This is a genomic window from Streptomyces sp. D2-8, assembly GCF_023184515.1.
Lineage (GTDB): Bacteria > Actinomycetota > Actinomycetes > Streptomycetales > Streptomycetaceae > Streptomyces.
This window is the reverse complement of sequence record NZ_JAAHBP010000018.1, coordinates 32071-58180: the sequence shown is the minus strand read 5'-3', so window position 1 is coordinate 58180 and position 26110 is coordinate 32071. Positions and strand designations below refer to the sequence as shown.

Genomic DNA, 26110 nt, shown 5'->3' with positions numbered 1-26110 from the left:
CCTGTCCCGCCCAGAGCGGCGGACGGACGGCACGCGAGCCCCGCCGCGCCGGGCGGCAAGGTTCGCGCGACGAAGCACTCACCGTCGCCCATCAACTCTCTGATCTGTGACGACTCATCTCTTGGAGAACACCGTGGGACAGCCGGTCCACTCTGCCGCGTACCTGGATCCGGAAGTGTCCGTGGAAGCGAGAACCGACGACTTGCTGTCCCGGATGACCCTGCCGGAGAAGGTCGGGCAGCTGCTGATGCTCGACGCACAACACGGGGACCTGGCGGACATCGTGTCGGCCAAGCTGGCCGGGGCAGTCCTGCATGTGTCTCCCGACCTCATGCCGCAGGCCATGGAACTGGCCCGGCGGACACGGCTCGGCATACCGCTGCTGACAGCCGACGACGGCATCCACGGCCACTCGTTCTGGCCGGGGGCGACCATCTTCCCGACCCAGCTGGCCATGGCCTGCACGTGGGACCCCTCCCTGCTCCACCGAGTCGCCCGAGCGGCCGCGACCGAGATCGCGGCGACCGGAATCCACGGGACGTTCTCCCCGGTGCTGTGCATCACCCGGGACCTGCGCTGGGGCCGGATCAACGAGACGTTCGGCGAGGACCCGTTCCTGATCGGTGAACTCGGGGCGGCGATGGTACGCGGCTACCAGGGCGACGGCCTCAGCGACCCGACAGCCGTGCTGGCGTATGCGAAGCACTTCGCGGGCTACTCCGAAACCCTGGGCGGGCGCGACGCCAGCGAAGCCGATCTCAGCCCCCGCAAGCTGCGCTCGTGGTTCCTGCCCCCCTTCGAGCAGGCGGTACGGGCCGGATGCCGCGGCTTCATGCTCGGCTACCAGTCCATCGACGGGGTGCCCATCACCGCGCATCGGTGGCTGATCAACGACGTACTCAAGGGCGAGTGGGGCTTCACCGGGACGCTGGTGACCGACTGGGACAACGTCGGCCGGATGGTCTACGACCAGCGGACCTGCGCCGACTACGCCGAGGCGGCGGCGGTCGCCGTCAACTCCGGGAACGACCTCATCATGGCCACGCCGCAGTTCTTCGAGGGCGCCCAGGAGGCGGTCGCCCGCGGCCTGATCGAAGAGAAGCAGATCGATGACGCGGTACGGCGGGTTCTGCGGCTGAAGTTCGAGCTCGGACTTTTCGAGAACCCCCGCGCCCCCGACCCCGAGCGGCAGGCGCAGGTGATCGGCTGCCGCGCGCACGCCGACCTCAACCTCGAAACCGCCCGACGCTCCCTGGTGTTGCTGCGCAACGAGGGGATCCTGCCCCTCGAGGGCGGGTTGGCCTCGGACGGAACGGGGCGCGCCGGGAGCCGGGACAGGCCGCGGACGATCGCGGTCATCGGCCCCAACGCCGACAGCACGCAAGCCATGCTCGGCGACTGGGCGGGCGCCACCGGGCAGGTCCCGTGGATGCCCGAAGGACATCCACGCGAGTCGGTGGAGACGGTGCTCGACGGCCTTCGCGCCGTCGCACCGGCCGACTGGACCATCACGTACGCCCGCGGAGCCGACATCGAAAGCCCCGCATCCAACCCCGAGTGGTCCCTCGGGCCCGACGGCCAACCGCAGCCATCCGTCTTCACCCCCGCCCCGGTCGACCAGGCACAGCTTCGAAAGGCCACCGCCGCCGCGGAGGCCGCCGACTACGCCATCGTGGTCGTGGGGGACACCATCGCCCTCACCGGCGAGGTGCGCTCCACGGCGACGCTCGACCTCCAGGGAGGCCAGATCGCGCTGCTGGACTCGGTCGCCGCCACCGGCACACCGATGATCGTCGTATTGGCCCAGTCCAAGCCGAGCACCCTCCCGGAGTCGGCACTGAACGCGGCAGCCCTCATCGAGGCGTTCAACCCGGGCATGCGCGGTGGCCGCGCCGTCGCCGAACTGCTTCTCGGACTCATCGAACCCAGCGGCCGGCTCCCGGTCTCCTTCGCACGTCACGTCGGACAGCAACCGGTCTTCTACAACCAAGTGCGAGGCCAGCACGGGAGCCGCTATGCGGATCTCACACAGGACCCTCTGTACGCGTTCGGCGAGGGCCTCACCTACACCACGGTCACCTACTCCGACCTGGTCGTGCACGACCCGGAGGTCTCCGCCGACGGCACCGTCGACGCCACGGTGCGGCTCACCAACAGCGGCAGCCGCAGGGCCGTGGAAACGGTCCAGGCGTACGTCAGCGACCTGACCACCAGCGTCACCTGGGCCGAGCAGGAGCTGAAGGGTTTCACCCAGGTTGAAATACCTCCCGGCGAAAGCCTGGACGTCCGCATCAGCATCCCTGCCTCCCAGTGCTCTCTCGTCACAGCCGACAACCGCCGAGTGGTCGAACCAGGCGAGTTCGCACTCCGCGTCGGCCCCAGCTCACGGCGGGAGCAGCAGCTGAACGTGGAATTCCGCATCCGGACCTGAAGGCCGCACACCGGCTTGAAGACCACCGCCCCGTCGGCCCGCCGCCCCGCGAACCAGAGGGCCGGCGGGGCGGTCCCCTGTCATACCGAAAGGCACGCGTGTGTCCACCCCACCCCGCGATCCACACTTCCCCGTCGCGCACCTGCGCCCGCCCCGCAACTGGATCAACGACCCCAACGGGCTGGTCTTCCACGACGGCCACTACCACGTGTGCTACCAGTACAACCCGCACGGAGCAACCCACGCCAACATGCACTGGGGCCACTTCCGCAGCCCCGACCTGCTGAGCTGGGAGCCGCTGCCGATCGCCCTGTCCCCGACCCCCGGTGGCCTGGACGCCGACGGCTGCTTCTCCGGTAACGCCGTCTCCGACGGCGAACGGCTGGTCGCCTTCTACTCCGCGCACCGCGAGGACCGCTCGTTCCAGCACCAGCCGGTCACCCGCGCCGTCTCCCGGGACAGCGGCCGGACGTTCAGCCCGAGTGGTGAACTGGTCATCCCCGAGCTGCCCGAGGGCTGCACCATGTACCGCGACCCGTACGTCTGGCAGGACGGCGACGGCTGGCGGATGCTGGTCGGCGCCGCCCTAGCGGACGGCCGCGCCGCCGCCCTCGTCTACGACTCGCCCGACCTGGAGAACTGGGCCTACCGGGGGCCCTTCGCCACCCGCCATCCGGAGCCCGTCGATGGCACCGACCTGCTCACCGGGGAGGGCTGGGAATGCCCGCAATACCTCCCGGCAGCAGACGGACGCGGCGCCCTCCTCTTCAGCACCTGGACCGAACCCACCGGTCCGCAGAGCGTCGCGGCCCTGATCGGCGACGAGCATGACGGCCACTTCAAGGCGGGCTCAGCGGTGCCCGTCGACCACGGCCCCGACTGCTACGCACCGGCCCTGCTGCGCGCACCGGGCGACCGGTGGCTGCTGTGGGGCTGGTCGTGGGAAGCCCGCGACGAAGCCTGGGCCGTCGCGGACGGATGGACCGGGGTCCTCACCCTGCCCCGCGAGATCCACGTCCACGACGACGGCACACTGCGCCAGCGGCCCGCCACCGAACTGCTCGCCCTGCGCGGCCGACACACCATCACCGCCACAGGCGCGACGCACGGCTCGCAGCCGGTGGACCTGGGCACCGTGGGCCGCGCCTTCGACCTGACGGCCCGTCTGGAGCCGACCGGAAACGCCGGCCTGCGGCTGGTCACCACCCCGGACGGCGCCGAGTACCTCGACATCCGTCTGGACGTGGACGCGGGCGAACTCGTCGTCGACCGTGACCACGCCTCACTGGACAGCCGGGCCCGCGGCGGTTCCCACCGGATGCACTGCCCGCCGGACAGGCCCGTCGACCTGCGCGTCGTCGTCGACCACTCCATCGCCGAAATCTTCCTGATCACCACCGGCCAGGTCCTCACCCTGCGCTTCTACCCCACAGGGCAGAGCCCGTGGCGACTGCAGGCCCGCACCGCCCCGGGTACGCGCCTCGGCTTCGCGGTCGACGCGTGGGACCTGCACCCGCTCGTGATCAAGGAGCCGAGCACCGGCGCCGCAGAGTCGGCGCCGCCGTCGCCGTAGAACCGACTCCAACCGGTCGATCCCCCACCTCGGCACTGTGTCCCACCCACTCTCCCACGTACTGAACAAGCAGGTCCGAAGGAGGATCTTCCATGAGGTCATACGGTCTCGGACGACGCCGGTTCCTGGCCACCGCAGTCGGTGTCGCCACCGCCTGGACCCAGGTTTCCGGCAACGCCATCGCCGCCCCGCAGCTGAAGCGAGCCTCACGTGACAATTCCGTCCGTGTGTGGCTGACGGACGTATCGGCCGACAAGTGGGTCGCCGGCCAGGACGATGTGCTCTTCAAGGCGAAGAGAACGGCCAACCCGCTGACGATCAAGATCGACGACAGCGTCAAGTACCAGAAGGTCCAGGGCTTCGGCGCGGCCATGACCGACTCCTCCGCCTGGCTCATCGACAAGCTGTCCACCGCCGAGCGGACCAAGCTGATGAAGAAGCTGTTCGATCCCTCGAAGGGAATCGGCCTCAGCCTGCTCCGCTCTCCGATGGGCGCCACGGATTTCAACGCGTCCGGGAACTACTCCTACAACGACATGCCCGCAGGACAAACGGACCCCACGCTGTCCGACTTCTCCGTCCAGCATGACGTGCCGTACATCATTCCGGCGTTGCGGCAGGCCCTCTCACTCAACCCGTCCATCAAGATCATGGCCAACCCGTGGAGCCCACCAGGCTGGATGAAGACCTCCGACTCCATGATCGGAGGCACCCTCAGGAGCGAGTACACCTCCGCGCTGGCCAACTACTTCGTCAAGTTCATCCACGCCTATGGCGAAGCCGGCGTGCCCATCTCCTACATTTCCCCGCAGAACGAACCCATGGGTACTCCCACCTGGCCCGGAATGTTCCTGTCCGCGTACCAGGAAGCCGAGTTGATCCAGGAGATCGGCAAGGCGTTCGAAGCCAACGGAATCTCCACGAGGATCCTGGCTTGGGACCACAACTGGGACGTGCCCTCGTATCCGGAGACGATCTTCAGCGATCCCGCAGCCTCCAAGTACACCGCGGGAACCGGATGGCACATCTACAGCGGCAACCCGAACTACCAGACAGTGGTCCACAACGACTACCCGAGCAAGGAAACCTTCATCACAGAAGCCACCGGAGGCGTTTGGCAGGACAGCGACCAGACGGCGTTCAGCGAAGCACTGGGAACGTGGATCATCAACGGAACGCGCAACTGGGCAAACGGGGTGATGCTGTGGAACATCGCACTCGACCCCGATCGGGGCCCGCTCAACAGCGACACGGCCGGCATACCCATGCTTCGGGGCTTGCTCACGATCGACCCGGCCGACGGACGGGTGACCTACAACGTGGACTACCACGCCCTCGCCCACGCCAGCAGGTTCGTCAAGCCCGGAGCACGCCGGATCTACTCGAACACCTTCGGCGAAGGAAGCATAGAGAACGTCGCGTTCCAGAACCCGGACGGATCGAAGGTCCTGATCGCCCACAACTCGGGCAGCGCCGCGAGAACCTTCAGCGTCGCGGACGGGACACACTCGTTCGACTACACCCTGAACGCCGGCGACGCCGTCACCTTCACGTACTCCGGGCCTGCGCAGAGCGGCCGTACCCCCGCAGCGACCAAGGTCTCGGACCCGACACACGACTTCACATTCACGTCGACATCCGGCCCGATCACCGTCACGTACGATCCGGCACTGCTGCCCTACCAGAACGCCATCCGTACCGGAAACAAGCTGGTCACGTACTCCCTTCCGATCGGAGCTTCCGTCCAGACGACAGGAAGGGCACTGAGCCGTAGCAAGTGGACCGCCACGGCTTCCGCGCAGCCGGACTGGGGGGTGGCCGCGAACGCGATCGACGGCGACATCAACACAAAGTGGAGCCTCGGGCACGGGACGACGAGCGGCGACTGGTTCCAGATCGACCTGGGGAGCCCCACGAGCTTCAACAGAATCGTCCTCGACACCGGCGTGAACAATTCGTTCGACTACGTCACCAGGTACCAGATCTACGTTTCGAACGACGGTGCCGATTGGGGCGGCGCGGTTGCGAGCGGCAGCGGGGGCATCGGCAAGATAGCCGTCACGTTGCCGACCCGAACGGCACAGTACATTCGCATCGTCAGTACCGCGGCATCCGGTTTCTGGTGGGCCATCGGCGACATCGAGGTGTACGGGTCTGCGCGTGGAACCGGCTCGATCACAGCTCCTACAGCAGTATCGAACGGCCTCCAGCTGAAGACCTGGACCAGCAAGGAGGGGGCACAGGTATCCGTAGTATTCAACGGGACCACCGAAAACAAGAGTTTCAAGATATCCACCGACGGCTCGTACACCTATACGCTGCCAAGCGGCACCTCGGCGATGTTCACCACCAAGAAGCTGTCAAGCTTCCCATCGCCGGCCTTCAGCGAATTGAAGCCGGAACGAGGAATGCCGCGCTCCAAATTCACGATTCGCGGTTCTGGTTTCGGCGATGCACAGGGGCTGGGTACGGTGTACTTCGGATCGAGCTATGCCGAAATAGACACCTGGTCGGACACGAGCATCAGCGCCTACGTTCCGAAGGGGCTTCCAGCGGGGAAGGTCACGGTTTCCGTGAAGGGGGCCAGCGGAGCAGACGCAGGTGGATCATCGTTCGACGTCATAGATCTTGGTCCTGCGCTGCCGCGGACAGGCTGGACCGCAAAGGCTTCGGACGCAAGCCAGTGGGATGCGCCCGGAAACATGCTCGATGGCCATTCCGACACCCGGTACAGCTCCGGAACAGGGCAGTACGACGGCCTCTGGATCCAAGTGGACATGGGGCAGACACAGACCTTCGACAAGATCGTGCTGGATGTCGGCGGCAGTGTCAGCGACTATGCGCGAAGCGCAGACGTATACGTATCCACGGATGAAACCGACTGGACCAAGGTCACGTCCGTAGCGGACGGCCAACGAGTCCACTTGATTTCCTTCCCGACGCAGACAGCTCGCTACATCAAGGTCGTCAATACCGGCAATGTTGCGCGTAGCTGGTGGTCAGTCGCAGAATTCAACGTCTACAACTGACCTTGGGGATTTCATGTGGGGCGGCCGCGTTGGTCTTGCCCCCGGCGTAGAGGAAGTGCCTCTTGAAATCCAGAGCCTGTCCCGCGCGGACGGCGGCACCGTCGGCGTCTGGGGAGACGCCGACGCCCCCCCCCAGCAGCACTGGGCCGTCACGCCCACCGGTGACGGGCACTACCTCCTCATCAACCGCTACAGCGGGCTCGCCCTCGCCGTCGACGAGGGCAGCACCGCCAACGGAGCCGGCATCGAGCAGCAGCCGTACACGTCACAGACGCACCAGCAGTGACGGATCGTCCCCTCCTGCCCCTACCCTCCGCGGGACAGATGCCACGACGCGCTCAACCGCAGCCGCTCGTCACGTCCCACGAGGGTCACAAGGCCGTGAAGGTCCACAGCAGGTTGGTGCTGCTGCCGTAGGTCCACTGCTTGGTGACGGAGCCGGAGGGCACATTGCCTCCGCCGTCGAGGACCAGACCGGTGGTGCGGTTGGCGATCGAGTACCGGCCGTCGCCCCGGTGGGTGATCGCCCATTGCTGGTTGGTTCCGCCGTTCCACGGCGCCTGCCGGACCGCGGCGCCGTCCGACGTGGCACCCCAGCCGTCGGCGACCATGCCGTTGGTGCGGTTGACCAGCCTGTAGTAGCCGCCTCCGACGTCCACCACCTGCCACTGCAGGTTGTTGCTGCCGTTCCAGGTCCATTGCTTGAGGTTGGCCCCGGCGGCGACGTCGCCGCCGCTGTCCAGGGCCAGGCCGTCGGTGACATTGGTGATCCGGAAGTACGTCGAGGGCTGGAACTGCACCTTGAGTGACGCGACTTGGTCGTTGTTGCCGGTGTTCCGGAGATCGGGGTTGTCAACGTTGAAGGTCCAGGAGGTGCCGGTGAAATCGTCATCGGAGTAGCCGATGACCTGGTAGCCGGGGGCGAGCCGGAGGGAGGACAGGGTACGCGGGCCCAGCCCCGCCGACATCACCCGGTCCGTGGTGTAGTCGCCGAGGGCGAGTACGGCGGCGCGGCCCGAGTAGTCGACGTCCCCGAAGCCGACGGCACCGGCCAGCGGGCGCAAGCCGGGTATCCGGCCGGAGAACGCGAGCTTGAGGACGTAGGCGCCCGCGCTGTACGGCGCCGAGGACGGCAGGGTGACCGTCAGTCCGGAGGAGCCCTGGGCCGGCGTCGGCAGGTCGATGTAGGTACCGGCGGTCGCGCCGAGGAGCTTGACCGACGTGAGGGACGAGAGGTCGATCCGGTCCGAGTTCAGGGTCTTGACGGTCAGAGAGCTGCCGGGCCAGCCGAGGACGGTGGCGTACAGCACGTCGTCCGCCTTGTTCCGGGTGAACCGGATGTCCTGCGCGGTGCCGGCCGTCGGCGCGGTGAAGGACCCGCCGCCCATCTTCGTCGGACCCTCGCCGTAAGCCGTCCAGGCGCGGGTCGAGTACACCGACTCGCCGAAGCGCTTCAGGTGGTCGCCGATGCCGAGCAGGATGCTCTTCTGCGCCTGCGGGATGGTGCCGTCGGCCATCGGCGCGATGTTCAGCAGCATGTTGCCGTTCTTGCTCACCCGGTCGATGAACGAGTGCAGCATCTGCTGGATGCTGTAGTAGCCGATGCCCTCCGTGTAGCACCAGCTGGAGCTGGAGATGCTGTCGTCCGTGAGCCAGTAGGGGGCGGCCAGGTCCGCGGGGCCCCCACGCTCGTAGTCGAACACCTCGCCCTTGCCGTTCATGCCGTCCTTGTACGTGGCGACGACCTCACGGCCCCAGCTGTCGGCCTGGTTGTAGTAGTACGACAGGAAGTTCAGCCGCTGCTTCTCGTCGACGGCGTCGAGGCTGAAGTCCTGCCAGAGGATGTCGGGCTGGGCGAGGTCGACGACCTCCTTGAGCTTGTCGTACCAGAGCTGGTTCTCCTGCTCCCGGCTCAGCTGCCCGTAGAGCTTCTTCAGGCTGGGGTCCGACTGCGCGGGCGCGTACCCGTAGAAGCCGTTGAAGTTGTACGCGTGGTGCATCGCCACCAGGAGTTTGAGCCCCTTGGCGCGGATGGCCGTGGTGAACAGCCGCAGCAGGTTCAGACCCGGGCCCTTGTCCACCGAGTTCCACTCGTTGACCTGGCTGCCCCACATGGAGAAGCCGTCATGGTGCTCGGCCACGGGGCCGGCGAACTTGGCGCCCGCGTCGACGAACAGTTGCACCCACTCGTCGGGGTCGAACTCGCCGCCCGCCGACTTCAGCTTCGGCGCGAACTTGACGGCGTTGCCCGCCAGGTCCCGCCCTCCGTCGACGAAGTTGTGGTACGGCCACGCCGACGGGTCGCCGTAGATGGCCTTGTGGTGTCTGTTGGCGGTGCTGCCGCTCAGGTACATGTTGCGCGGGTACCACTCGTTGTCGTGGGCGGGGACGCTGAAGGCGCCCCAGTGGAAGTAGATGCCGAACTTGGCGTCCTGGAACCACTCGGGGGCGGGTGGGTGCTGATCGACCGAGTCCCAATCCGGCGTGTACCTGCGGGGCGCAGCGTGCGCGCCACCCGCGCCGAAGACACCTCCGGCGACGGCCGCAGCGGCCACGCAGGAGGCACCGGCCAGTAACTGACGTCTGCTGATCGAAGAGCTCGGCATGGAGGGATCCCTGACAGAGGGGGCGGGGGGATTACGCATGAAGATCGACCATGCACACCTGGGATGTCAACGGTCGTGCAGGGATGTAAGGCGCTTTCCGGCATGACTCTTTAGGGCTTTTACTCTGTATTGCCATGTTCATTGAGTTACAGACATGGCATGTCTCGCCGATGGTCGATGCTCGGCTCACCAGGAAGCTTGGAAACCATTGATGGGATGCATCCCTCACCTCGGGCTGCCGCGCAGCCCGCACAGGTAAGCCTGGAACTACATACATCCCAAGTCTTCAGGGTGCCGCATCGGCCCCGCCCGCACAGGAGTCGCGCCATGTCATCCGTCCAGTCCGCTGCCCCGGCATCCGCCCGCATCACCGCCCTGGATGTGCTGGACGTGCGTTTCCCGACGTCGGGCACCTGGATGGGTAGGACGCGATGAACCCCTAACCGACTACTCCGCCGCCTACGTCGTCCTGCGCACCGACGCCGGCGACGGGCTGGAGGGCCACGCCCCCGCCTTCACCACCGGCCGCGGCAACGACGCCCGGGCCGCCGCCATCCAAACCCCGGCCCCGCATTGGTGGGCCGCTCGGTCGAAGAAGCCTGCCGCGATCTCGGCGCCTTCTCGCGCTCCCTCGTCCACGATCCCCAACCGCGCTGGCTGGGCCGGAGAAGGGCACCATCCATATGGCCACCGGCGCCGTCGTCAACGCCGCCTGGGACCTGGCCGCCAAGCGCGTCGACAGCCGGTCTGGCGCTTCCTCGGCGAAATGCCACCCGAAGAACTGGTCGCGCAGGTCGACTTCCGCTGGCTGAGCGACGCCCTCACCCCCGAGGAGGCACTGGAGATCCTGCGTCGCACCGAACCGGGCCGGGCACATCGCATCGGCCGTCTGCTCGACCGGGGCTATCCCGCGTACACCACCACCCCCGGCTGGCTCGGCTACTCCGACGAGAAGCTCGCCCGCCTGGCCCGCGAGGCCGTCGCCGACGGCTTCACCCAGATCAAGCTCAAGGTCGGCGCCGATCTGGAAGACGACGTACGGCGCATGCGCACCGCCCGCGAGACGGTCGGCGACGGCATCCGTATCGCCGTGGACGCCAACCAGAGAAGAGATGGGACGTCCAGCCCGCCATCGACTGGGCCCAGCGTGCCGTCGCCGCCGGGGCCCGCTGCATCGTCTCCCCCGGCTATGACGACGACGTAGCGAAGTGCCGGGAGTTGGCGGTTCTTCTCGTGCCCGGCATCGCCACCGCCACCGAGCTGATGGGCGCACTGCTAGCCGCTAGCCGGCTTCGACACCGTCAAGCTCTTCCCCGCCGAACCCCTCGGTGGTGTCCGGACGCTGCGGGCGCTCGCGGTGCCCTTCCCGCACGTGCGATTCGTGCCGACCGGCGGCATCGGCGCCGACCACCCCGCCGCCTACCTCGCCGAGCCCGCCGTCCTGGCCGTCGGCGGCAGTTGGACGGCCACTTCGGCACACCTTCGGCAGGGCGACTACGAGGGCATCCGCCGGCTGACCGCCGATGCCGTGGAAAGGAGTTCGACGTGACCGACGTGGTGGCCCTATGCGAGGTGATGCTCCGTTTCGACCCGGGCGAGGGACGGATCCGCACCGCCCGCTCCTTCCAGGTCTGGGAGGGCGGAGGCGAGTACAACGTGGTACGCGGGCTGCGCCGCTGCTTCGGTCTGCGCACGGCCGTCGTGACCGCCCTGGCCGACAACGCGGTGGGGCGGCTCGTGGAGGACCTCGTCCTCCAGGGCGGCGTCGACACCTCCCTGATCCGCTGGGTGCCCGGCGACGGCATCGGACGCACCGCCCGCAACGGCCTCAACCTCGTCGAGCGCGGCTTCGGCATCCGCGGCGCACTGGGCGTCAGCGACCGCGCGCACACGGCGGTCTCCCAGCTCCGCAAGGGGGACGTCGACTGGGACACGGTCTTCGCCCCAGGTGTGCGGTGGTTCCACACCGGCGGCATCTTCGCCGGCCTGTCCGAGACCACGGTGGACGTCGCGGAGGAGGCGATGGCAGCGGCCCGGCGCCACGGCGTCACGGTCGCCTACGACCCCAACCACCGCCCGAGCCTGTGGGCCGGCCGGGGCGGCGCCGACCGGGCCCGCGAGGTCGACCTGCGACTCGCCCGGCAGGCCGACGTCGTGGTGGGCGCCCTCGGCCTGGCCGGGATGCGCCCCGACGCGCATCGGCGGCACGGGCATCAATACGGAATCGTTTCGCTCCATCCCTGGAGGCGATCAGTGGCGGAAGCTGCCCTTCGCACCCTCCTTGGTCGCTCGGGCCTTGCCCCGTGCCTCCAGTGCGGCGCCCTTGGCGGCGGTGGTGTCCTTGCCCATCGCGTGGGCCAGCTTCCTGACAGCCTTCCCGACAACCTGCTCGGTCGTGGCCTTGGCCTTCTCCCCGGTGCTCATGTCGGTCCCTTCGTCGACGCTCTACGATGCGCCTGCCCCTGACGCCGGGGCGGAAACGGGTGCCCGCTTTCGAAAAGCGTCGCCGTACCTTCGGCGACGACACGGAGCGAGTGCACGAGCCCATCGCGTCGACCAGGACCCCTTCGCCGCACACCAGGACGGGATCTCGCCGAACCCGCGGGGAGGAAGTCCGCATCCTGGCCGGGTGTGGCAGCCCTCGGGTATGCCACCGTCCGCTGTAGAGAATGAGCATGATTCTCAAGCATCCGTCCGACCGCGGGGTCCAGCGGAGTCAGCCGTTTGAGAGGCTGGCCGAGAATGCCTCCCGGTTCACCAGTTCGGCACCGTTCTTCGGGATCTGCCTGATCCTGGTTGCCGTGGCTGTCACGTTGCACGTGATCGGTCTGCCGATTACGTGGCTTCTGTTCATGGGTGAGGCAATGTCGGCGGTGACCCTGCTCCTGGTGGCGCTGCTGAAGAACTCCGAGCTGCGGGCCGAACGTGCCGTCCAGCGCAAGCTGGACGCCATCGCAGCCGCCCTGCTGGAAGGTCAGGAGGGCGGCGGTCCTGGAGAAGCACACCGCCGGCTGCGCTCTGCCCTCGGCAGGGAGGAGAACTCTTGATCGCCCGAACTGCGGCCAGCAGTCGCCGCGGGCTTCTCCGTCCGCACTCGCATCTCGCCGGTCGGTGTCGGAAGCAGTCCGGGAGTGGCCGCTGTCGACGTTGCGGAGGGTGGCGGTGTCGGAGCGGTTGTCCCAGGCGTAGTGGCGGCGGTCCTGGTAGAGGTCACTGTCGGTGTCACGGCCGATGCCGGTGTGGATTGCGGACGGTGGCGCGGCCTTCCAGGCGGTAGTGGTCGAAGGCGTAGGTGCGGCCGTCCCTCCTTGCCGGTGCCGGCCGGGCAGGTCGAGGTCCGACGCAGTCGCCGATCTTCTTGAAGTACTTCGAGACGCTGATCGTCGAGGCCCCCGACCACGGCCACGAGACCACGTCCGAGGCGTACAGCTACCTCCTCTGGCTCCAGGCCGTGTACGGAAAGATCACCGGCGACTGGACCAAGTTCAACGGCCTCTGGGAGATCATGGAGAAGTACATGACCAGCGCCGGCTGGTCCTGGCGGATCGGATCCAGCTTCGCCCGCAGCGGCTACCAGAACCCGCTGGCCGAAGCCTTGAAACAGCGAGTCCGCCTTCGACCACCAGCGATAGACCCCCATACCTCCCCACCAGGACGGGAGCGCTCCCAACCTCGCGTTGCGGCGTGACCGCCTGACCCGGTGCCATTGCCGAAGTCATGTGCTCGATTACCTCCGGCCGGTAAGATCGGTGATCTCGTGGGGGAGGTGGTCATGGGCAGGCGACGCCCGGGGACACCGACGCTGGAGGAGGTGGCCGCCCACGCGCAGGTGGGTCGAGGCACGGTCTCCCGCGTCATCAACAACGCGGCGGGTGTGAGGGAGTCGACGCGTCGAGCCGTGCAACAGGCCATCGACGAACTGGGTTACGTGCCCAACCTCGCGGCCCGTTCGCTGGCCGGGCGGCGGGCCGACGCCGTCGCCCTGGTCATGACGGAGCCGGACTGGCGGCAGTTCGCGGAGCCCTTCTTCTCCGAGATCGTCAGCTCGCTCGGCGACGCGCTGACGGACACCGGCATACAGCTGCTGCTGACCCTGGTCCGCTCCGACGCCGAGCGGCAGCGCTTCCTCGAGTACGCCCGCGGTGGCCGGGTGGACGGTGTCCTGCTGATGTCCGTGCACGCCGGCGATCCGCTGCCGGACATGCTCGCCGAGGCCCGGATGCCGACCGTGCTGCTGGGGCGCCGCTCGGGCGACGAGTACGTCAGCTACGTCGACGCGGACAACATCGGCGGAGCCCGCAGTGCCGTCTCCCATCTCCTGCAACGAGGCCGCAGAGTCATAGCCACCATCACCGGGCCGCTGGACCTGTACGCCGCCCAGTGCCGACTGCGCGGCTACCAGGAGGCTCTGGCGTCGGCGGGCCTGGAAGGCGAGCGGACCCGTGTCGCCGAGAGCGACTTCACGGCCGAGAGCGGACGCCGCGCCATGGCCGAGCTCATCGAACGCCATCCGGACATCGACGGCGTGGTCGCCGCGTCGGACACCACGGCCGCAGGGGCTCTGGAGGCGCTGCGCGCGGCCGGGCGCCGGGTGCCGGAGGATGTCGCCGTGATCGGCTTCGACGACTTTCCGCTGGCTCAGCGGACCGAACCACGGCTCACCACGGTCCGCCAGCCGATCGAGGAGATCGGACGTGCCATGGTCCGGCTCCTCCTGGAGGAGATGGAGGAAGGTGCCGTGGCGTGGCGTCACGTCATCCTCCGTACGGAGCTGGTGGTCCGCGACTCGACCTGACGTTCACCGGCCAACGCCTGTGAACCGCACCGGAGTCGGGGCGCGCTGTGGCTCGACGCCCTCGTCTGACCCGCGTCTCCGGAATCAGTTCCGACGGGTTCATGCCGGCAGTCTTGTCAGGGACCTGAAGCACCCCTACAGTCCGTGCCGATCCCCAGAATTGGGAGCGCTCCCATTCACGAGTTCCCGGGAACACTTCCTTACCTCCCCCCTCGAAGAGGATCCGCATGCGTCCTTCACCCCACCATGCCCACAGCGCGCGTGGCCTGCTCGGCGCGCTGCTCACCTCGCTCGTCTCACTCGCCGCGCTGCTGACCGCGTCCTCGGCGGCGCGGGCCGACACCACGATCTGCCAACCCTTCGGTTCCACGACCATCCAGGGCCGCTACGTGGTGCAGAACAACCGCTGGGGCACCAACGACACCCAGTGCGTCGCCGCCACCGACTCGGGGTTCAGGATCACCCAGGCCGACGGCTCCGTCCCCACGAACGGCGCTCCGAAGTCCTACCCGTCCGTCTACAACGGCTGCCACTACACCAACTGCTCGCCCGGCACCAAGCTTCCCGCTCAGCTCAGCACCATCTCCTCCGCACCCTCGAGCATCTCCTACACCTACGTGAACAACGCGGCGTACAACGCCTCGTACGACATCTGGCTCGACCCCACGCCCCGCACCGACGGCGTGAACCGGACCGAGATCATGATCTGGTTCAACAAGGTCGGTCCCATCCAGCCCATCGGATCCCCGGTCGGCACCGCCACCGTGGCCGGGCGCGAGTGGCAGCTGTGGTCCGGCAGCAACGGCTCGAACGACGTGCTGTCGTTCGTCGCACCGTCGGCGATCACCAGTTGGTCCTTCGACGTCATGGACTTCGTCCGGCAGACCGTGTCCCGGGGACTCGCCCAGAACAACTGGTACATGACGAGTGTTCAGGCGGGGTTCGAGCCCTGGCAGAACGGCGCGGGCCTCGCGGTGAACTCGTTCTCCTCCACCGTCAACACGGGCTCCACCGGTGACCCCGGCGGCCCGGGCAACCCCGGAGGCTCCACGGCCTGCAAGGTGTCGTACGGGGCGAACGCCTGGCAGGGCGGCTTCACCGCCGATGTCACCATCACCAACACCGGCTCCTCCCGCGTGAGCGGCTGGAAGCTCGCCTTCACCCTCCCGTCCGGGCAGCAGATCACCAACGCCTGGAACGCGAACCTGTCCGGCTCGTCGGGAGCCGTCACCGCGAGCAACGTGGCCCACAACGGTGAGGTGGCCGCCGGTGGCCAGGCGACCTTCGGGTTCCAGGGCACCTCGAGCGGCGCCTTCGCCAAGCCCTCCGGTTTCAGCCTGAACGGCACCGCCTGCAGCACCGCGTGACACACGTTCCTGGGGGCCCGCCTGGTCCCTCCACGCCGACAGGCGGGTCCCCGGAGGCCGCACAGCCGCCCGGCAGCCGGGTCAGTGCCGGGCGAACTGGACCCCCGCCGACTGCACGGCGTCCGGCCTCAGGGCGATCCCGTTGATGGTCAGTCGTTCGCCGTAGATGTCGGTGATCCTGATCGCACCGCCGCAACCGCTGCCGTCGGGAGAGAGGAAGTAGTTGTAGTCGGTGCGGGTCAGCTGGCGCCAGCCGCCGCCGGCGCGGACTTCCAGCCGAGCGAGCGGGTTGCGGTGGCCGATGGCCTGGACGCCGCACCAGTAGGGGCTGGATCCGTTCTTGTACCGGATCGAGATCGTGCCCGCCGTGTCGGGGCTCAACAGGCTCCAGCTGATCGAGATCCGGCCGGTCGAGACGGGAGCCAGTTTGGCGAAGGCCTGTTCGCTGAGGTCGAGTTGCCCCGGCGCGCAGGGCAGCGGGCATTCGTTGGTGATCCGGACCGTGACCGAGGCGCCGTTCGCCGCGCGGACGCGTACGTACGCGCCGCAGGCCTTGGAGACCTCGTAGTCGGTGGTGTTCATCGCCGCGATCATCATGTCGCCGCTCGGGCCGTAGGAGCAGGCGCCGTCCCCGACGCCGGCCTTGTACACGGTGGCGACCCCCTGGTACGTGCTCTGGGGGCGGATCCGTCCGGCCAGGGATGACGTGACCGGAGCCTGAGCCTCTCGCGTGGAGGCTGACGGGCGCGGAGTCGACTTGCCCGCGGAAGCCTTCGGGGTCTTCGTAGCGCCGGCCGACGGCGTCGCGGAGGTGGCGGACGGGGAGGGTGTCGACGACTTCTGCCCTGGCGACGCCGACGGGAGAGCCTCCTGGGAGTTGGCGACGGCCGTGGCCGGGGCCCGCCCGGCATCCTCCTTGCGGTCCGGTTGCATCGTCATGACCAGGCAGACGAGAAGACCTGTGACGACCAGCCCCGCAGCGGTGCCCACCATCAGCCGACGTCTCTGCCTGCGCTGCCGCGCGGCCTGGCGTGTCTCTTGCATGTTCATCCGTTCGGAAGAGCGTGTCGGTGTTGCACTGCTCAGTGGCCGCGGGGGGCGAAAAGGTTGCCGCCGATTTTCGGGCGGGTCGGGTGCCGGGCATGAACATCGGATGTATTAACAGACACAGCCCCACTCCCCATCCAGAGCGAGGACGCAAAATTCCGATGGGATCTCTAACCAGGTCCGGTCAGAGAAGGGAAGTGCGGCACGACGACGATGTCGAGCGTCCCGGGCCCGTGTGCGCCCTCGACACGGTCCAGTTCGATGTCGCTGGTGGCCGAGGGGCCGGAGATCAGGGTCAGGACCCGCCCCGATGGCCCGGACCGTGGTCGAGGATCACGGTGCCGGTCACGGCGGTTGCGGGGGCGACGGTGGTGAACACTGCCTCCGCCGCGTCGAGTTGAATGACGGTCAGCGGCGGGACGTTCGCCGGCGGGGTTCCTGGGGCGGGGCCGGCCGTGTGACGGAGAGGTCGTAGGTCCGCGCGGCCGTGCCGGTGAAGACGTCGTGGCGCTCGGCCGGCCCGAGCCCGGCCGTCAGCTCGCGTACGGCGGCGAGCACTTCGGCGTACGTGGCGGCGAGCCGGCAGACGGGCCAGTCGGAGCCGAACATCAGCCGCGCGGGTCCGAAGGCGTCGAGCACGGTGTCGGCGTACGGCGTGAGGGCCGCGACGCTCCAGGAGCCCCAGTCGGCTTCGGTGACCATGCCGGAGAGTTTGCAGACGGTGTTGGGAAGGCCGGCGAGGCGCCGGATCTGCTGGGCCCAGGGGTCGATTTCGCCGGACGCGATGGGCGGCTTGCCGATGTGGTCGAGGACGAAGGTGAGGCCCGGCAGGCGCTCCGCGGCCGCGACGGCCGCCGCGAGGTGGTGCGGCTTCACCACGAGGTCGTAGACGAGTCCCGCCTCGGCGATCGCGGAGAGGCCGTGCAGTACGTCGGGGCGTTCGAGCCAGCGCGGGTCGGGTTCGCTCTGCACCTGGTGGCGGATGCCCACCAGGTGCTCCCCTCCGGGGCCCGCGCGCAGCCCTGCGAGGGTATCGGCGATGTCGGGGGCGGTCAGGTCGGTCCAGCCGACGACTCCGGCGACCAGGTCGCTGTCGGCGGCCAGGGCCAGGAACTCCGGCGTCTCCTCCGGCACGGTGATCGTCTGCACCAGCACGGTGGCGGTGACACCGGCCGCGCGGGCCTCCGGTGCCAGGTCGTCGAGGGTGAAGTCGCGTCGCAGCGGGGCGAGTTCGGCTCCGCTGATCCAGTCCTGGTCGCGCACGGACAGGTCCCACACATGGTGGTGGGCGTCCACGATGCCGGGCACGGTCTCCGGTCCGGTCACAATTCCCACACCACCGGCAGTGAGGCGTCCGCGCCCTGCGCGGAGTAGTCGTGGACGACGTCGAGCAGGTCGGCCATCCTGGCCTGCCAGGCGATGTTGACGGGCAGCTTGTCGAGTTCGGCGATCATCGCCTGGTAGTCCTCGACCACCAGCACATGGAACAGGTCCGTGCCGCTGCGCCAGATCGTCCATTCCCGCACCCCCGCGGCGCGGATCGCGGCGGTGAGCTCCTCGGGCACCTCCCGGTGCGCGGCCTCGTACTCCTCGATACGGTCGGCGCGGACCTTGGTGTGCAGGGCGACCCTCATGACGTCTCCTTCGACGGCGCGGCTTTCCCGGTCGGCGCGGCTGCGGGGACGGGGGTGTCCGGGTCCAGCAGTTCCTCGGCGCGCAGTTCCTCCCACAGGGCGTCCGGAATCGGGCGCCGCAGCTGCTCCACCGTGTCGCGCACCTCCTGGGGGGAGCGCGCGCCCGTCAGGACGCTCGTGACCGCGGGATGGCCGAACGGGAAGCGCAGCGCGGCGGCCCGCAGCGGCACGCCGTGGCGTTCGCAGACCTCCAGGAGCCGCAGCGCCCGGTCGAGGACCGGCTGCGGCGCGGGTGCGTAGTCGTAGGTGGCGCCGGGCCGGGGGGCCGTCAGCAGCCCGGAGTTGAACACTCCGCCGATGACCACGCTCCGGCCGCGGGCGGCCGCCTCCGGGAGCAGTTCGGTGAGCGAGTCCTGTTCCAGGAGCGTGTAGCGGCCGGCCAGCAGAACCACGTCGATGTCGGTCTCACGCAGGAACCGGGCAGGCAGGGCGGACTGGTTCATCCCGACACCGATCGCTCCGACCACGCCTTCGGCGCGCAGCCGCTCCAGCGCCGGGTACGCCTCACGCAACGCCTGCTCGGCGTGGTCGTCGGGGTCGTGCAGCAAGGCCACGTCGACGCGGTCGAGGCCGAGGCGTTCAAGGCTGGCCTCCAGCGAGCGCAGGACTCCGTCGGCGCTGAAGTCCCAGACCCTGCGATGGGCGGCCGGGACGGCGAAGCCGTGGGCCAGGTCGTCTTCGGCGCCGCCCTCCGGGTGGGGCACGAGAAGCCGGCCCACCTTGGTGGAGAGGGTGTAAGTGTCGCGGGGGCGGTCGCGCAGCGCGGCGCCGAGCCGCCGTTCCGACAGGCCGAGACCGTAGTGGGGCGCGGTGTCGAAGGTGCGGACACCGGCGTCCCAGGCCGCCTCCACCGTGGCGTGGGCGTCCTCGTCGGTAACCGGGTGGAAGAGGTTACCGAGGGCGGCGCACCCCAGGGCCAGTTCCGAGACCCGTACCGTGCTGCCGCCCAGCGGGATGGTCCTCACGACCGCTCCACCGGGCGCAGCCGCAGTCCCTGCATGCCGCCGTCCACCGCGAGCGCGGTGCCGGTGACGGATGCCGCGGCCGGACTGGCGAGGTAGACGATGGCGGCGGCGACCTCGTCGGCCGTCACCAGACGTCCCATGGGCTGGCGGGCGTTGAGGGCCGCGCGTTCGGCCTCGGGGTCGTCGGCCGCGTCCAGCAGGCGGGAGACCCAGGGGGTGTCGGCGGTGCCGGGGTTGACGCAGTTGACGCGGATGCCCTCGCGGACGTGGTCGGCGGCCATGGCGAGGGTCAGGGAGAGGACCGCACCCTTGCTGGCGCAGTACAGCGCGCGCTGAGGAAGTCCCGCGGTGGCGGCGATCGAGCACGTGTTGACCACGGCCGCGTGCGCGGAGCGCCGCAGGTGGGGCAGGGCGGCGCGCGTGGTGCGCACCATGCCGAGGACATTGACGTCCAGCACCCGGTGCCACTGCTCGTCCGGGTTGTCCTCGATGGTGCCCACCGCGCCGATGCCGGCGTTGTTCACGAGGATGTCCAGGCCGCCGAGCCGCTCGGCGGCCTGTTCCACGGCGGCGCGTACGGAGACGTCGTCGCTGACGTCGGCCCGGAGGCCGAGCAGCGGTTCGCCGGCGCCGCGCGGATCGAGGTCGAGCACGGCGACCGCCGCGCCCTGCGCCGCCAGTGCGCGGGCGGTGGCGAGCCCGATGCCGGACGCGCCCCCGGTGACGACGGCCCTGAGCCCTGACAGACCGGTCATGCCTCTTCCTTCCGTCCCGAGAGGTCGGCGGCCCAGAAGGTGCCGTCCGGGTAACGGTATTCAGTGAGGGACTCGGGGTGCATGGTGGCGGAGAAGCCCGGGGTCAGCGGCGCGGTGTAGTGACCGTCGCGCATCACCACGGGTGCGGCGAAGTGTTCGTGGAGGTGGTCGACGAACTCGATGACGCGGTTCTCGGTCGTGCCGGACAGTGCCAGGTAGTCGAACATCGACAGGTGCTGCACCAGCTCGCACAGGCCCACTCCGCCGGCGTGCGGGCACACCGGCACCCCGAACTTCGCGGCGAGCAGCAGGATCGCGAGGTTCTCGTTGACCCCTCCGACCCGGGCCGCGTCGATCTGGAGCACGTCGATGGCGTCGGCCTGGAGGAGCTGCTTGAAGACGACGCGATTCTGCACGTGTTCGCCGGTGGCGACCTTCACGGGGGCTACGCCCCGGCGGACGGCGGCGTGGCCGAGGATGTCGTCCGGGCTGGTGGGCTCCTCGATCCAGTACGGGTCGAACTCGGTGAGGGCATTGGTCCATTCGACCGCCTCACCGACGTTCCAGCGCTGGTTGGCGTCGATGGCGATGCGGATCCCCTCGCCGACGGCGGCGCGGGCGGTGCGCATGCGGCGGACGTCGTCGGCCAGGTCGGCGCCGACCTTGAGCTTGATCTGGGTGAAGCCGTCGGCGACGGCCTGCTTGGCCAGCCGGGTGAGCTTCTCGTCGGAGTATCCGAGCCAGCCCGGAGAGGTGGTGTAGCCGGGGTAGCCGCGTTCCAGCAGGTCGGCCTCGCGCTCCGCGAGCCCGGCGCGGCCCTCGCGCAGCAGTCGGAGGGCGTCCTCGGGGGTGAGGGCGTCGGCGATGTAACGGAAGTCGACCTGGGAGACCAGCCACTCGGGGTCGGCGTGGGCGAGCAGTCGCCACAGCGGCTCCCCGGCGCGCTTGGCGGCGAGGTCCCACACGGCGTTGACGACCGCGCCGATGGCCATGTGCATCACGCCCTTCTCGGGGCCCAGCCAGCGCAGTTGGCTGTCCCCGATCAGGTCGCGGCTGACCGAGCCCGGGTCGGCGCACAGCTCCTCCACGGAGCGGCCCACGAGGTGGGGCCGCAGGGCGCCGATCGCGGCGACCTGGACATCGTTACCGCGTCCGATGGTGAAGGTGAAGCCGTGGCCCTCGTGCCCGTCGGCGGCGTCGGTGCGCAGCACGACATAGGCGGCGGAGTAGTCGGGGTCGGGGTTCATCGCGTCGGAGCCGTCCAGTTCCCGCGAGGTGGGGAAGCGGACGTCGTAGGTGTCGACGGCGGTGATCCGGGCGGCGGTGGTAGTCAAGGGGGTCCTGCCTTTCACGCTTGCGCGAAGGTCTGGCGCTGGCTGCCGAGGCCGTCGACAGAGAGCTCGACGGTGTCGCCGGGGCGCAGGAAGGGCCGGCCGGGAAGGCCGAGAGCCACGCCCGCGGGCGTACCGGTGTTGATCACGTCACCCGGCTCCAGGACCATGTACTGGCTCAGGTACGACACGATGTGGTCGACCGAGAAGATCATGTCGGCGGTGTGGCCGTCCTGCCGCTTCACTCCGTTGACGCTCAGGTGCAGGCCGAGGTCCGGCGGGTCGGCGACCTCGTCGGCGGTGACCAGCCAGGGGCCGAGCGGGTTGAAGGTCTCGCAGGACTTGCCCAGGTCCCACTGCGGGGAGTACTCCAGCTGGAACTCGCGCTCCGAGACGTCATGACTGATCGCGTAGCCCGCGATCACGGCCCGCGCGGCCTCGGGGCCGTCGAGGTAGCGGGCCCGCCGTCCGATGACGACCGCCAGTTCGACCTCCCAGTCGGTCTTGACCGAGTTCCGGGGGATCAGCACCTCGTCGTAGGGGCCGACGACCGTGCCCGGGTCCTTCATGAAGACCACCGGGCGGGGCGGGATCGCGGCGCCGGTCTCGGTGGCGTGGTCGCGGTAGTTCAGCCCGACGCAGATGATTTTGCCGGGTCGGGCGAGGGGGGCGCCGATCCGCAGGCCGTCGGTGTCGAGCTCGGGCAGCCCGCCCGCCACCACGGCCGCGCGGGCCCGGTCCACTCCCCCGGAGGCGAGGAAGTCGCCGTCGATGTCCCGGGTCACAGAGGACAGGTCCAGCAGCCGGCCGTCGTCGGTCCGGACTGCGGGTCGCTCCTCACCGGGGGCGCCGACTCGTAGCAGTTTCACTGGGGGCTCCCTCGTCATGCGGGTTTTCGTCTGAGTGACGGGCGGCCGTGGGGCTGAGCCGCCTGCAGTGCGCCGGGCCGGGCCTGCCGGCGGGCTTCGCTCACCCACATCCATAGTCATCGGATGTATGGCGGCACAGTGACCCTAGAGGGGGAGACCGCACCTGACAATGGATTCCTCGGATGTATTTGTTCGGACGTTGCCGCTCAAGGACTCACAAAGGCATGTTGACCATGGCCGCGCAAGGGAATGGGACCGACACGCGAGGCGCCCTCCGATGAATCCGATGTGATCCGCAGACGCCTCCTCCACTGGTGAGAGCGATACGGACAGGCATTCCCCGGTTGCCCGAGGGAGACGCGGCTCCGCCGGGCGCCCATTCCCGCCCCTCCCTCAGCCGGCCCAGGCGGCTGCGTTGTCGAATCGTGAGCAGCCGCAGCGCCTCGCCCGTCACGTACGAGGACCGGAACTTTGCAGGTCGCAGCAGGTACCGGTGCGAAGTCGCGAGGTCGGGGCGGCGCCGGGGCGTCCTACGGCCTGATGTCCCGCAAATCTCTGGCGGCGAACTCTTGTCAACGTCGTCAACGCCGTCGTAACGTCCTCGACGTCCGAGATACATCGGAGGAATGGTTTGCACCTTCCAGTGCGCCCCTTCGGCTCACAAGGATGCGGTCGCCCCATCTCCGCATGCTCGGTCCCCGGCTCACCCTCACACCCACCCCTCAGGGCATGATCCGCGCGTTTCCGCGCCGGATCGGCAACTGCCCGTCCGGCGACCTCGCACCTCCCCCGCAGGCAGGGACGCCCTCCCCACCGTTGCCCTGCGGCCCAGTGCCCCTGGCTAAGGAGAGAACACGGCCATGAACCTCGCTCGCACCCGCTCCACCGCAGCAGCCGCCACCGCCGTCCTCGCGGTACTGGCCCTCGCCACCGCGTGCAACCGCGAAGGCACGGACTCGGCCGCCTCGGGCGGCGACAAGCCCGCCATCGGCATCGACCTGCCGCGCTCCGACTCCGACTTCTGGAACTCCTACGCCGAGTACCTGAAGAAGGACGTCAAGTCCGAAGGCATCAAAGCGCTGCCGATCAGCAACTCGCAGAACGACGTCACCAAGCTGGTCGCCAACGTGCAGGTGTTCCAGAACACCGGGGCCAAGGCCGTGGTCATCGCTCCGCAGGACACCGGGGCCATCGCCTCCACCCTCGACACCCTCGCGTCGAAGAAGATCCCCGTGGTCAGCGTCGACACCCGGCCCGACAAGGGCGACGTCTACATGGTCGTGCGCGCCGACAACCGGGCGTACGGCACCAAGGCCTGCGAGTTCCTCGGGAAGCAGCTGGGCGGCAAGGGCAAGGTCGCCGAGTTCCAGGGCTCCCTGGACTCCATCAACGGCCGGGACCGCTCCGAGGCGTTCGCCGCCTGCATGAAGGAGAAGTTCCCGAAGATCAAGGTCTTCGAGCTGCCCACCGAGTGGAAGGGCGACGTGGCCTCCGCCAAGCTGCAGAGCCTGCTGGCCCAGCACCCCGACCTGAACGGCATCTACATGCAGGCCGGCGGTGCCTTCCTCCAGCCGACCCTGGCCCTCCTCGAGCAGAAGGGTCTGCTGAAGCCCGCCGGCCGGAAGGGGCACATCTCGATCGTCTCCAACGACGGCATCCCCCAGGAGTTCGAGGCCATCCGCAAGGGTCAGATCGACGCCACCGTCTCCCAGCCCGCGGACCTGTACGCCAAGTACGCGCTGTACTACGCCAAGGCCGCGGCCGAGGGCAAGACCTTCAAGCCGGGCGAGACCGACCACGACTCCACCATCATCAAGCTGCCCAACGGCCTCGAGGACCAGCTCGCGGCTCCGCTGGTGACCAAGGACAACGTGGACGACAAGACCCTGTGGGGCAACAACGTCGGCTGACGACCCGCACCTCCCGCCCGCCGTGTCGGGGGCGCACATCCCCCGCCCCTGACGCCCCGCCGACGCGGGTAGCCCCCGCGCCCCTCGGCTCCAGCCTCCGTACACGAAGGACGGTATCCACCATGGCGGACACCGCGACCGCCCCGGCGACCGGCCCCGGCACCCCGGCCCCTGTGGCCGAGGCGACCGGCATCAGCAAACGATTCGGCGCGACCGTCGCGCTGCGCGACGCCTGTATCACCGTCGCCCCCGGCGAGGCGCACGCCCTGGTCGGCCGCAACGGCGCCGGCAAGTCGACGCTCGTGTCCATCCTCACCGGCCTCCTGCCACCCGGCACCGGCACCCTGCGCTTCTCCGGCGAACCGGCCCCCGCCTTCGGCGACATCGACGCCTGGCGCTCACGCGTGGCCTGCGTCTATCAGCACTCCACCACCATCGGTGACCTGACCGTCGCCGAGAACCTCTTCCTGAACCGGCAGAGCGCCGGGGCGGTGCGGCCCATCCGCTGGAAGCAACTGCGCCGGCGTGCCGAGGAGTTGCTCGGCGAGTACGGCGTGGCCGTCGACGCGACCGCGCGGGCCAAGGACCTCACCGTCGAGCAACGGCAGTTCGTCGAGATCGCCCGGGCCCTGTCGTTCGGCGCACGCTTCATCATCCTCGACGAGCCGACCGCCAAACTCGACGCCCGCGGCATCGACCGGCTGTTCGACAAGCTCCGCGACCTCCAGCGTCAGGGCGTCGCCTTCCTCTTCATCTCGCACCACCTGCAAGAGGTGTACGACCTGTGCACCACGGTCACGGTCTACCGCGACGCGGCCCACATCCTGACCGCGCCCGTCGCCGAACTCGGCCACCAGGCACTGGTGGAGGCCATGACGGGCGAGTCGGCCTCCACGGTCACCGCCACCGCCGGCCGGTCTCCGGCCGCACGGGCGGATGCCCCGGAACTGCTGGCGGTCGACGGCCTGACGCTGCCCGGCGTCTGTACGGACATCTCCCTCTCGGTCCGCTCCGGTGAGGTCGTCGGGCTCGCCGGCGCCACCGCGAGCGGCAATGTCCAGGTGGGTGAGGCGATCGCCGGTCTGCACCGTGCCACGGACGGCCGGATCACGGTCGGCGGCAGGAGGGTGCGCACCGGCAGTGTGCCGTCCGCGCTCACCGTCGGCGTCGGTCTGGTTCCCGAGGACCGCCACCTCCAGGGGCTGGTGCACAACCGCAGCGTGGCGGAGAACGCGACGCTCACCGTCACCGACCAGCTCGGTCCGTTCGGCACGGTGCTGCCGGCCCGCACCAGGGCGTTCGCCGGGCGCATGATCCGGGACCTCGACATCAAGACCCCGGGAGCCGCGACGCCGGTCTCGGCCCTCTCGGGCGGCAACCAGCAGAAGGTCGTCGTCGCCCGTGCCCTGGCCACCGATCCGCACGTCCTGGTGGCCATCCGCCCCACCAACGGGGTGGACGTCAAGTCCAAGGAATTCCTCCTGGGACGCATCCGGCAGGTCGCGGACGGCGGCAAGGCCGCGCTGATCGTCTCCGACGAACTGGACGACCTGAAGGTCTGTGACCGGGTCGTCGTCATGTTCCACGGGCGCCTGGTCGCCGAGTTCGAGCGCGGCTGGAAGGACGAGGTCCTCGTCGCCGCCATCGAGGGCGTCGGCGGCGCGACGGCCCCCGCCACCGCGTCCCCCGCATCCGCCGTACCCGCCTCCAACGGCGCAGACGAGCACGGAAGGTAGTC

The 26110-nt window shown here is 69.1% G+C and carries 20 protein-coding genes and 3 pseudogenes; 13 read left to right on the top strand and 10 right to left on the bottom strand.

Annotated features, from left to right (window positions below; translation table 11 throughout):
• The first annotated feature begins 133 nt into the window (after positions 1 to 133).
• From G3I77_RS27500 to G3I77_RS27485, 4 genes are all read left to right on the top strand, one after another.
• Positions 134 to 2431, top strand: a complete 2298-nt coding sequence (locus G3I77_RS27500; RefSeq protein WP_374387061.1) for a glycoside hydrolase family 3 N-terminal domain-containing protein — start codon at positions 134 to 136, stop codon at positions 2429 to 2431.
• A 100-nt stretch (positions 2432 to 2531) separates the two neighbouring features.
• Positions 2532 to 4004, top strand: coding sequence for a glycoside hydrolase family 32 protein (locus tag G3I77_RS27495; RefSeq protein WP_248507998.1), 1473 nt, complete (start codon positions 2532 to 2534; stop codon positions 4002 to 4004).
• A gap of 92 nt (positions 4005 to 4096) precedes the next feature.
• Positions 4097 to 7033: a discoidin domain-containing protein gene (locus G3I77_RS27490; RefSeq protein ID WP_248507997.1), complete on the top strand. Its 2937-nt coding sequence runs from the start codon at positions 4097 to 4099 to the stop codon at positions 7031 to 7033.
• Positions 7034 to 7088: 55 nt separating this feature from the next.
• The gene (locus G3I77_RS27485) at positions 7089 to 7319 is read left to right on the top strand and encodes an RICIN domain-containing protein (RefSeq protein ID WP_308311422.1); all 231 of its coding nucleotides are present in this window, start codon (positions 7089 to 7091) and stop codon (positions 7317 to 7319) included.
• Positions 7320 to 7404: 85 nt separating this feature from the next.
• Here G3I77_RS27485 and G3I77_RS27480 read toward each other — a convergent pair whose 3' ends face one another.
• Positions 7405 to 9639: an alpha-L-fucosidase gene (locus tag G3I77_RS27480; protein ID WP_248507996.1), complete on the bottom strand. Its 2235-nt coding sequence runs from the start codon at positions 9637 to 9639 to the stop codon at positions 7405 to 7407.
• A 327-nt stretch (positions 9640 to 9966) separates the two neighbouring features.
• Between G3I77_RS27480 and G3I77_RS27475 the strand changes: the two are divergent.
• The 4 genes and pseudogenes from G3I77_RS27475 to G3I77_RS27460 all read left to right on the top strand — a co-directional run.
• A pseudogene (locus tag G3I77_RS27475) lies at positions 9967 to 10842 on the top strand (enolase C-terminal domain-like protein); the annotation flags it as partial.
• Positions 10843 to 10981: 139 nt separating this feature from the next.
• A complete protein-coding gene (locus G3I77_RS27470) occupies positions 10982 to 11188 on the top strand; it encodes a hypothetical protein (RefSeq protein ID WP_248508129.1) in 207 nt (68 codons plus the stop codon).
• A complete protein-coding gene (locus tag G3I77_RS27465) occupies positions 11185 to 12105 on the top strand; it encodes a hypothetical protein (protein WP_248508128.1) in 921 nt (306 codons plus the stop codon). Before G3I77_RS27470 ends, G3I77_RS27465 begins: the two co-directional genes overlap by 4 nt.
• A 203-nt stretch (positions 12106 to 12308) precedes the next feature.
• On the top strand, positions 12309 to 12686 hold the full coding sequence (locus G3I77_RS27460; RefSeq protein ID WP_308311421.1) for a low affinity iron permease family protein: 378 nt from the start codon (positions 12309 to 12311) through the stop codon (positions 12684 to 12686).
• A 95-nt stretch (positions 12687 to 12781) separates the two neighbouring features.
• On the opposite strand, the pseudogene G3I77_RS27455 reads toward G3I77_RS27460, so the two are convergent.
• Positions 12782 to 12945 (bottom strand): annotated as a pseudogene (locus tag G3I77_RS27455) (lamin tail domain-containing protein); the annotation flags it as partial.
• 64 nt (positions 12946 to 13009) lie between these two features.
• Between G3I77_RS27455 and G3I77_RS27450 the strand changes: the two are divergent.
• The 3 genes and pseudogenes from G3I77_RS27450 to G3I77_RS27440 all read left to right on the top strand — a co-directional run.
• A pseudogene (locus G3I77_RS27450) lies at positions 13010 to 13159 on the top strand (glycoside hydrolase family 48 protein); the annotation flags it as partial.
• Positions 13160 to 13411: 252 nt separating this feature from the next.
• On the top strand, positions 13412 to 14434 hold the full coding sequence (locus tag G3I77_RS27445; protein WP_248507995.1) for a LacI family DNA-binding transcriptional regulator: 1023 nt from the start codon (positions 13412 to 13414) through the stop codon (positions 14432 to 14434).
• Between the two features lie 227 nt (positions 14435 to 14661).
• Positions 14662 to 15801: a cellulose binding domain-containing protein gene (locus G3I77_RS27440; RefSeq protein ID WP_248507994.1), complete on the top strand. Its 1140-nt coding sequence runs from the start codon at positions 14662 to 14664 to the stop codon at positions 15799 to 15801.
• 81 nt (positions 15802 to 15882) lie between these two features.
• On the opposite strand, the gene G3I77_RS27435 is transcribed toward G3I77_RS27440, so the two are convergent.
• From G3I77_RS27435 to G3I77_RS27400, 8 genes are all read right to left on the bottom strand, one after another.
• Positions 15883 to 16845 carry an RlpA-like double-psi beta-barrel domain-containing protein gene (locus G3I77_RS27435; RefSeq protein WP_248507993.1) on the bottom strand — a complete coding sequence of 321 codons (963 nt, stop codon included), beginning with the start codon at positions 16843 to 16845 and terminating at the stop codon, positions 15883 to 15885.
• A 173-nt stretch (positions 16846 to 17018) separates the two neighbouring features.
• Positions 17019 to 17105 (bottom strand): hypothetical protein, encoded by an 87-nt coding sequence (locus G3I77_RS41275; protein WP_374387056.1) that lies wholly within the window; start codon positions 17103 to 17105, stop codon positions 17019 to 17021.
• A 151-nt stretch (positions 17106 to 17256) separates the two neighbouring features.
• A complete protein-coding gene (locus G3I77_RS27425) occupies positions 17257 to 18177 on the bottom strand; it encodes an amidohydrolase (protein WP_374387053.1) in 921 nt (306 codons plus the stop codon).
• The gene (locus G3I77_RS27420; protein ID WP_248507991.1) at positions 18171 to 18482 is read right to left on the bottom strand and encodes an L-rhamnose mutarotase; all 312 of its coding nucleotides are present in this window, start codon (positions 18480 to 18482) and stop codon (positions 18171 to 18173) included. Before G3I77_RS27420 ends, G3I77_RS27425 begins: the two co-directional genes overlap by 7 nt.
• Complete coding sequence (locus tag G3I77_RS27415) at positions 18479 to 19507, bottom strand: aldo/keto reductase (protein ID WP_248507990.1); 1029 nt, start codon at positions 19505 to 19507, stop codon at positions 18479 to 18481. Before G3I77_RS27415 ends, G3I77_RS27420 begins: the two co-directional genes overlap by 4 nt.
• Positions 19504 to 20262, bottom strand: coding sequence for an SDR family NAD(P)-dependent oxidoreductase (locus tag G3I77_RS27410; protein WP_248507989.1), 759 nt, complete (start codon positions 20260 to 20262; stop codon positions 19504 to 19506). Before G3I77_RS27410 ends, G3I77_RS27415 begins: the two co-directional genes overlap by 4 nt.
• Positions 20259 to 21596, bottom strand: coding sequence for an L-fuconate dehydratase (locus tag G3I77_RS27405; protein WP_248507988.1), 1338 nt, complete (start codon positions 21594 to 21596; stop codon positions 20259 to 20261). The genes G3I77_RS27410 and G3I77_RS27405 overlap by 4 nt, the downstream gene beginning before the upstream one ends.
• Positions 21597 to 21610: 14 nt before the next feature.
• Positions 21611 to 22462 (bottom strand): fumarylacetoacetate hydrolase family protein, encoded by an 852-nt coding sequence (locus G3I77_RS27400; RefSeq protein WP_248507987.1) that lies wholly within the window; start codon positions 22460 to 22462, stop codon positions 21611 to 21613.
• 860 nt (positions 22463 to 23322) lie between these two features.
• Here G3I77_RS27400 and G3I77_RS27395 point away from each other — a divergent pair.
• Complete coding sequence (locus G3I77_RS27395; protein WP_248507986.1) at positions 23323 to 24372, top strand: sugar ABC transporter substrate-binding protein; 1050 nt, start codon at positions 23323 to 23325, stop codon at positions 24370 to 24372.
• A gap of 122 nt (positions 24373 to 24494) precedes the next feature.
• Positions 24495 to 26108, top strand: a complete 1614-nt coding sequence (locus tag G3I77_RS27390; RefSeq protein WP_248507985.1) for a sugar ABC transporter ATP-binding protein — start codon at positions 24495 to 24497, stop codon at positions 26106 to 26108.
• Positions 26109 to 26110 lie beyond the last annotated feature (2 nt).

What these genes read in the sequence shown, in the direction of transcription:
- G3I77_RS27435 (WP_248507993.1), bottom strand. Translation starts at nt 16,845, where the DNA reads ATGCAAGAGACACGCCAGGCCGCGCGGCAGCGCAGGCAGAGACGTCGG.
- G3I77_RS27395 (WP_248507986.1), top strand. Translation starts at nt 23,323, where the DNA reads ATGAACCTCGCTCGCACCCGCTCCACCGCAGCAGCCGCCACCGCCGTC.
- G3I77_RS27490 (WP_248507997.1), top strand. Translation starts at nt 4,097, where the DNA reads ATGAGGTCATACGGTCTCGGACGACGCCGGTTCCTGGCCACCGCAGTC.
- G3I77_RS27440 (WP_248507994.1), top strand. Translation starts at nt 14,662, where the DNA reads ATGCGTCCTTCACCCCACCATGCCCACAGCGCGCGTGGCCTGCTCGGC.
- G3I77_RS27480 (WP_248507996.1), bottom strand. Translation starts at nt 9,639, where the DNA reads ATGCCGAGCTCTTCGATCAGCAGACGTCAGTTACTGGCCGGTGCCTCC.
- G3I77_RS27460 (WP_308311421.1), top strand. Translation starts at nt 12,309, where the DNA reads ATGAGCATGATTCTCAAGCATCCGTCCGACCGCGGGGTCCAGCGGAGT.
- G3I77_RS27390 (WP_248507985.1), top strand. Translation starts at nt 24,495, where the DNA reads ATGGCGGACACCGCGACCGCCCCGGCGACCGGCCCCGGCACCCCGGCC.
- G3I77_RS27410 (WP_248507989.1), bottom strand. Translation starts at nt 20,262, where the DNA reads ATGACCGGTCTGTCAGGGCTCAGGGCCGTCGTCACCGGGGGCGCGTCC.
- G3I77_RS27420 (WP_248507991.1), bottom strand. Translation starts at nt 18,482, where the DNA reads ATGAGGGTCGCCCTGCACACCAAGGTCCGCGCCGACCGTATCGAGGAG.
- G3I77_RS27445 (WP_248507995.1), top strand. Translation starts at nt 13,412, where the DNA reads ATGGGCAGGCGACGCCCGGGGACACCGACGCTGGAGGAGGTGGCCGCC.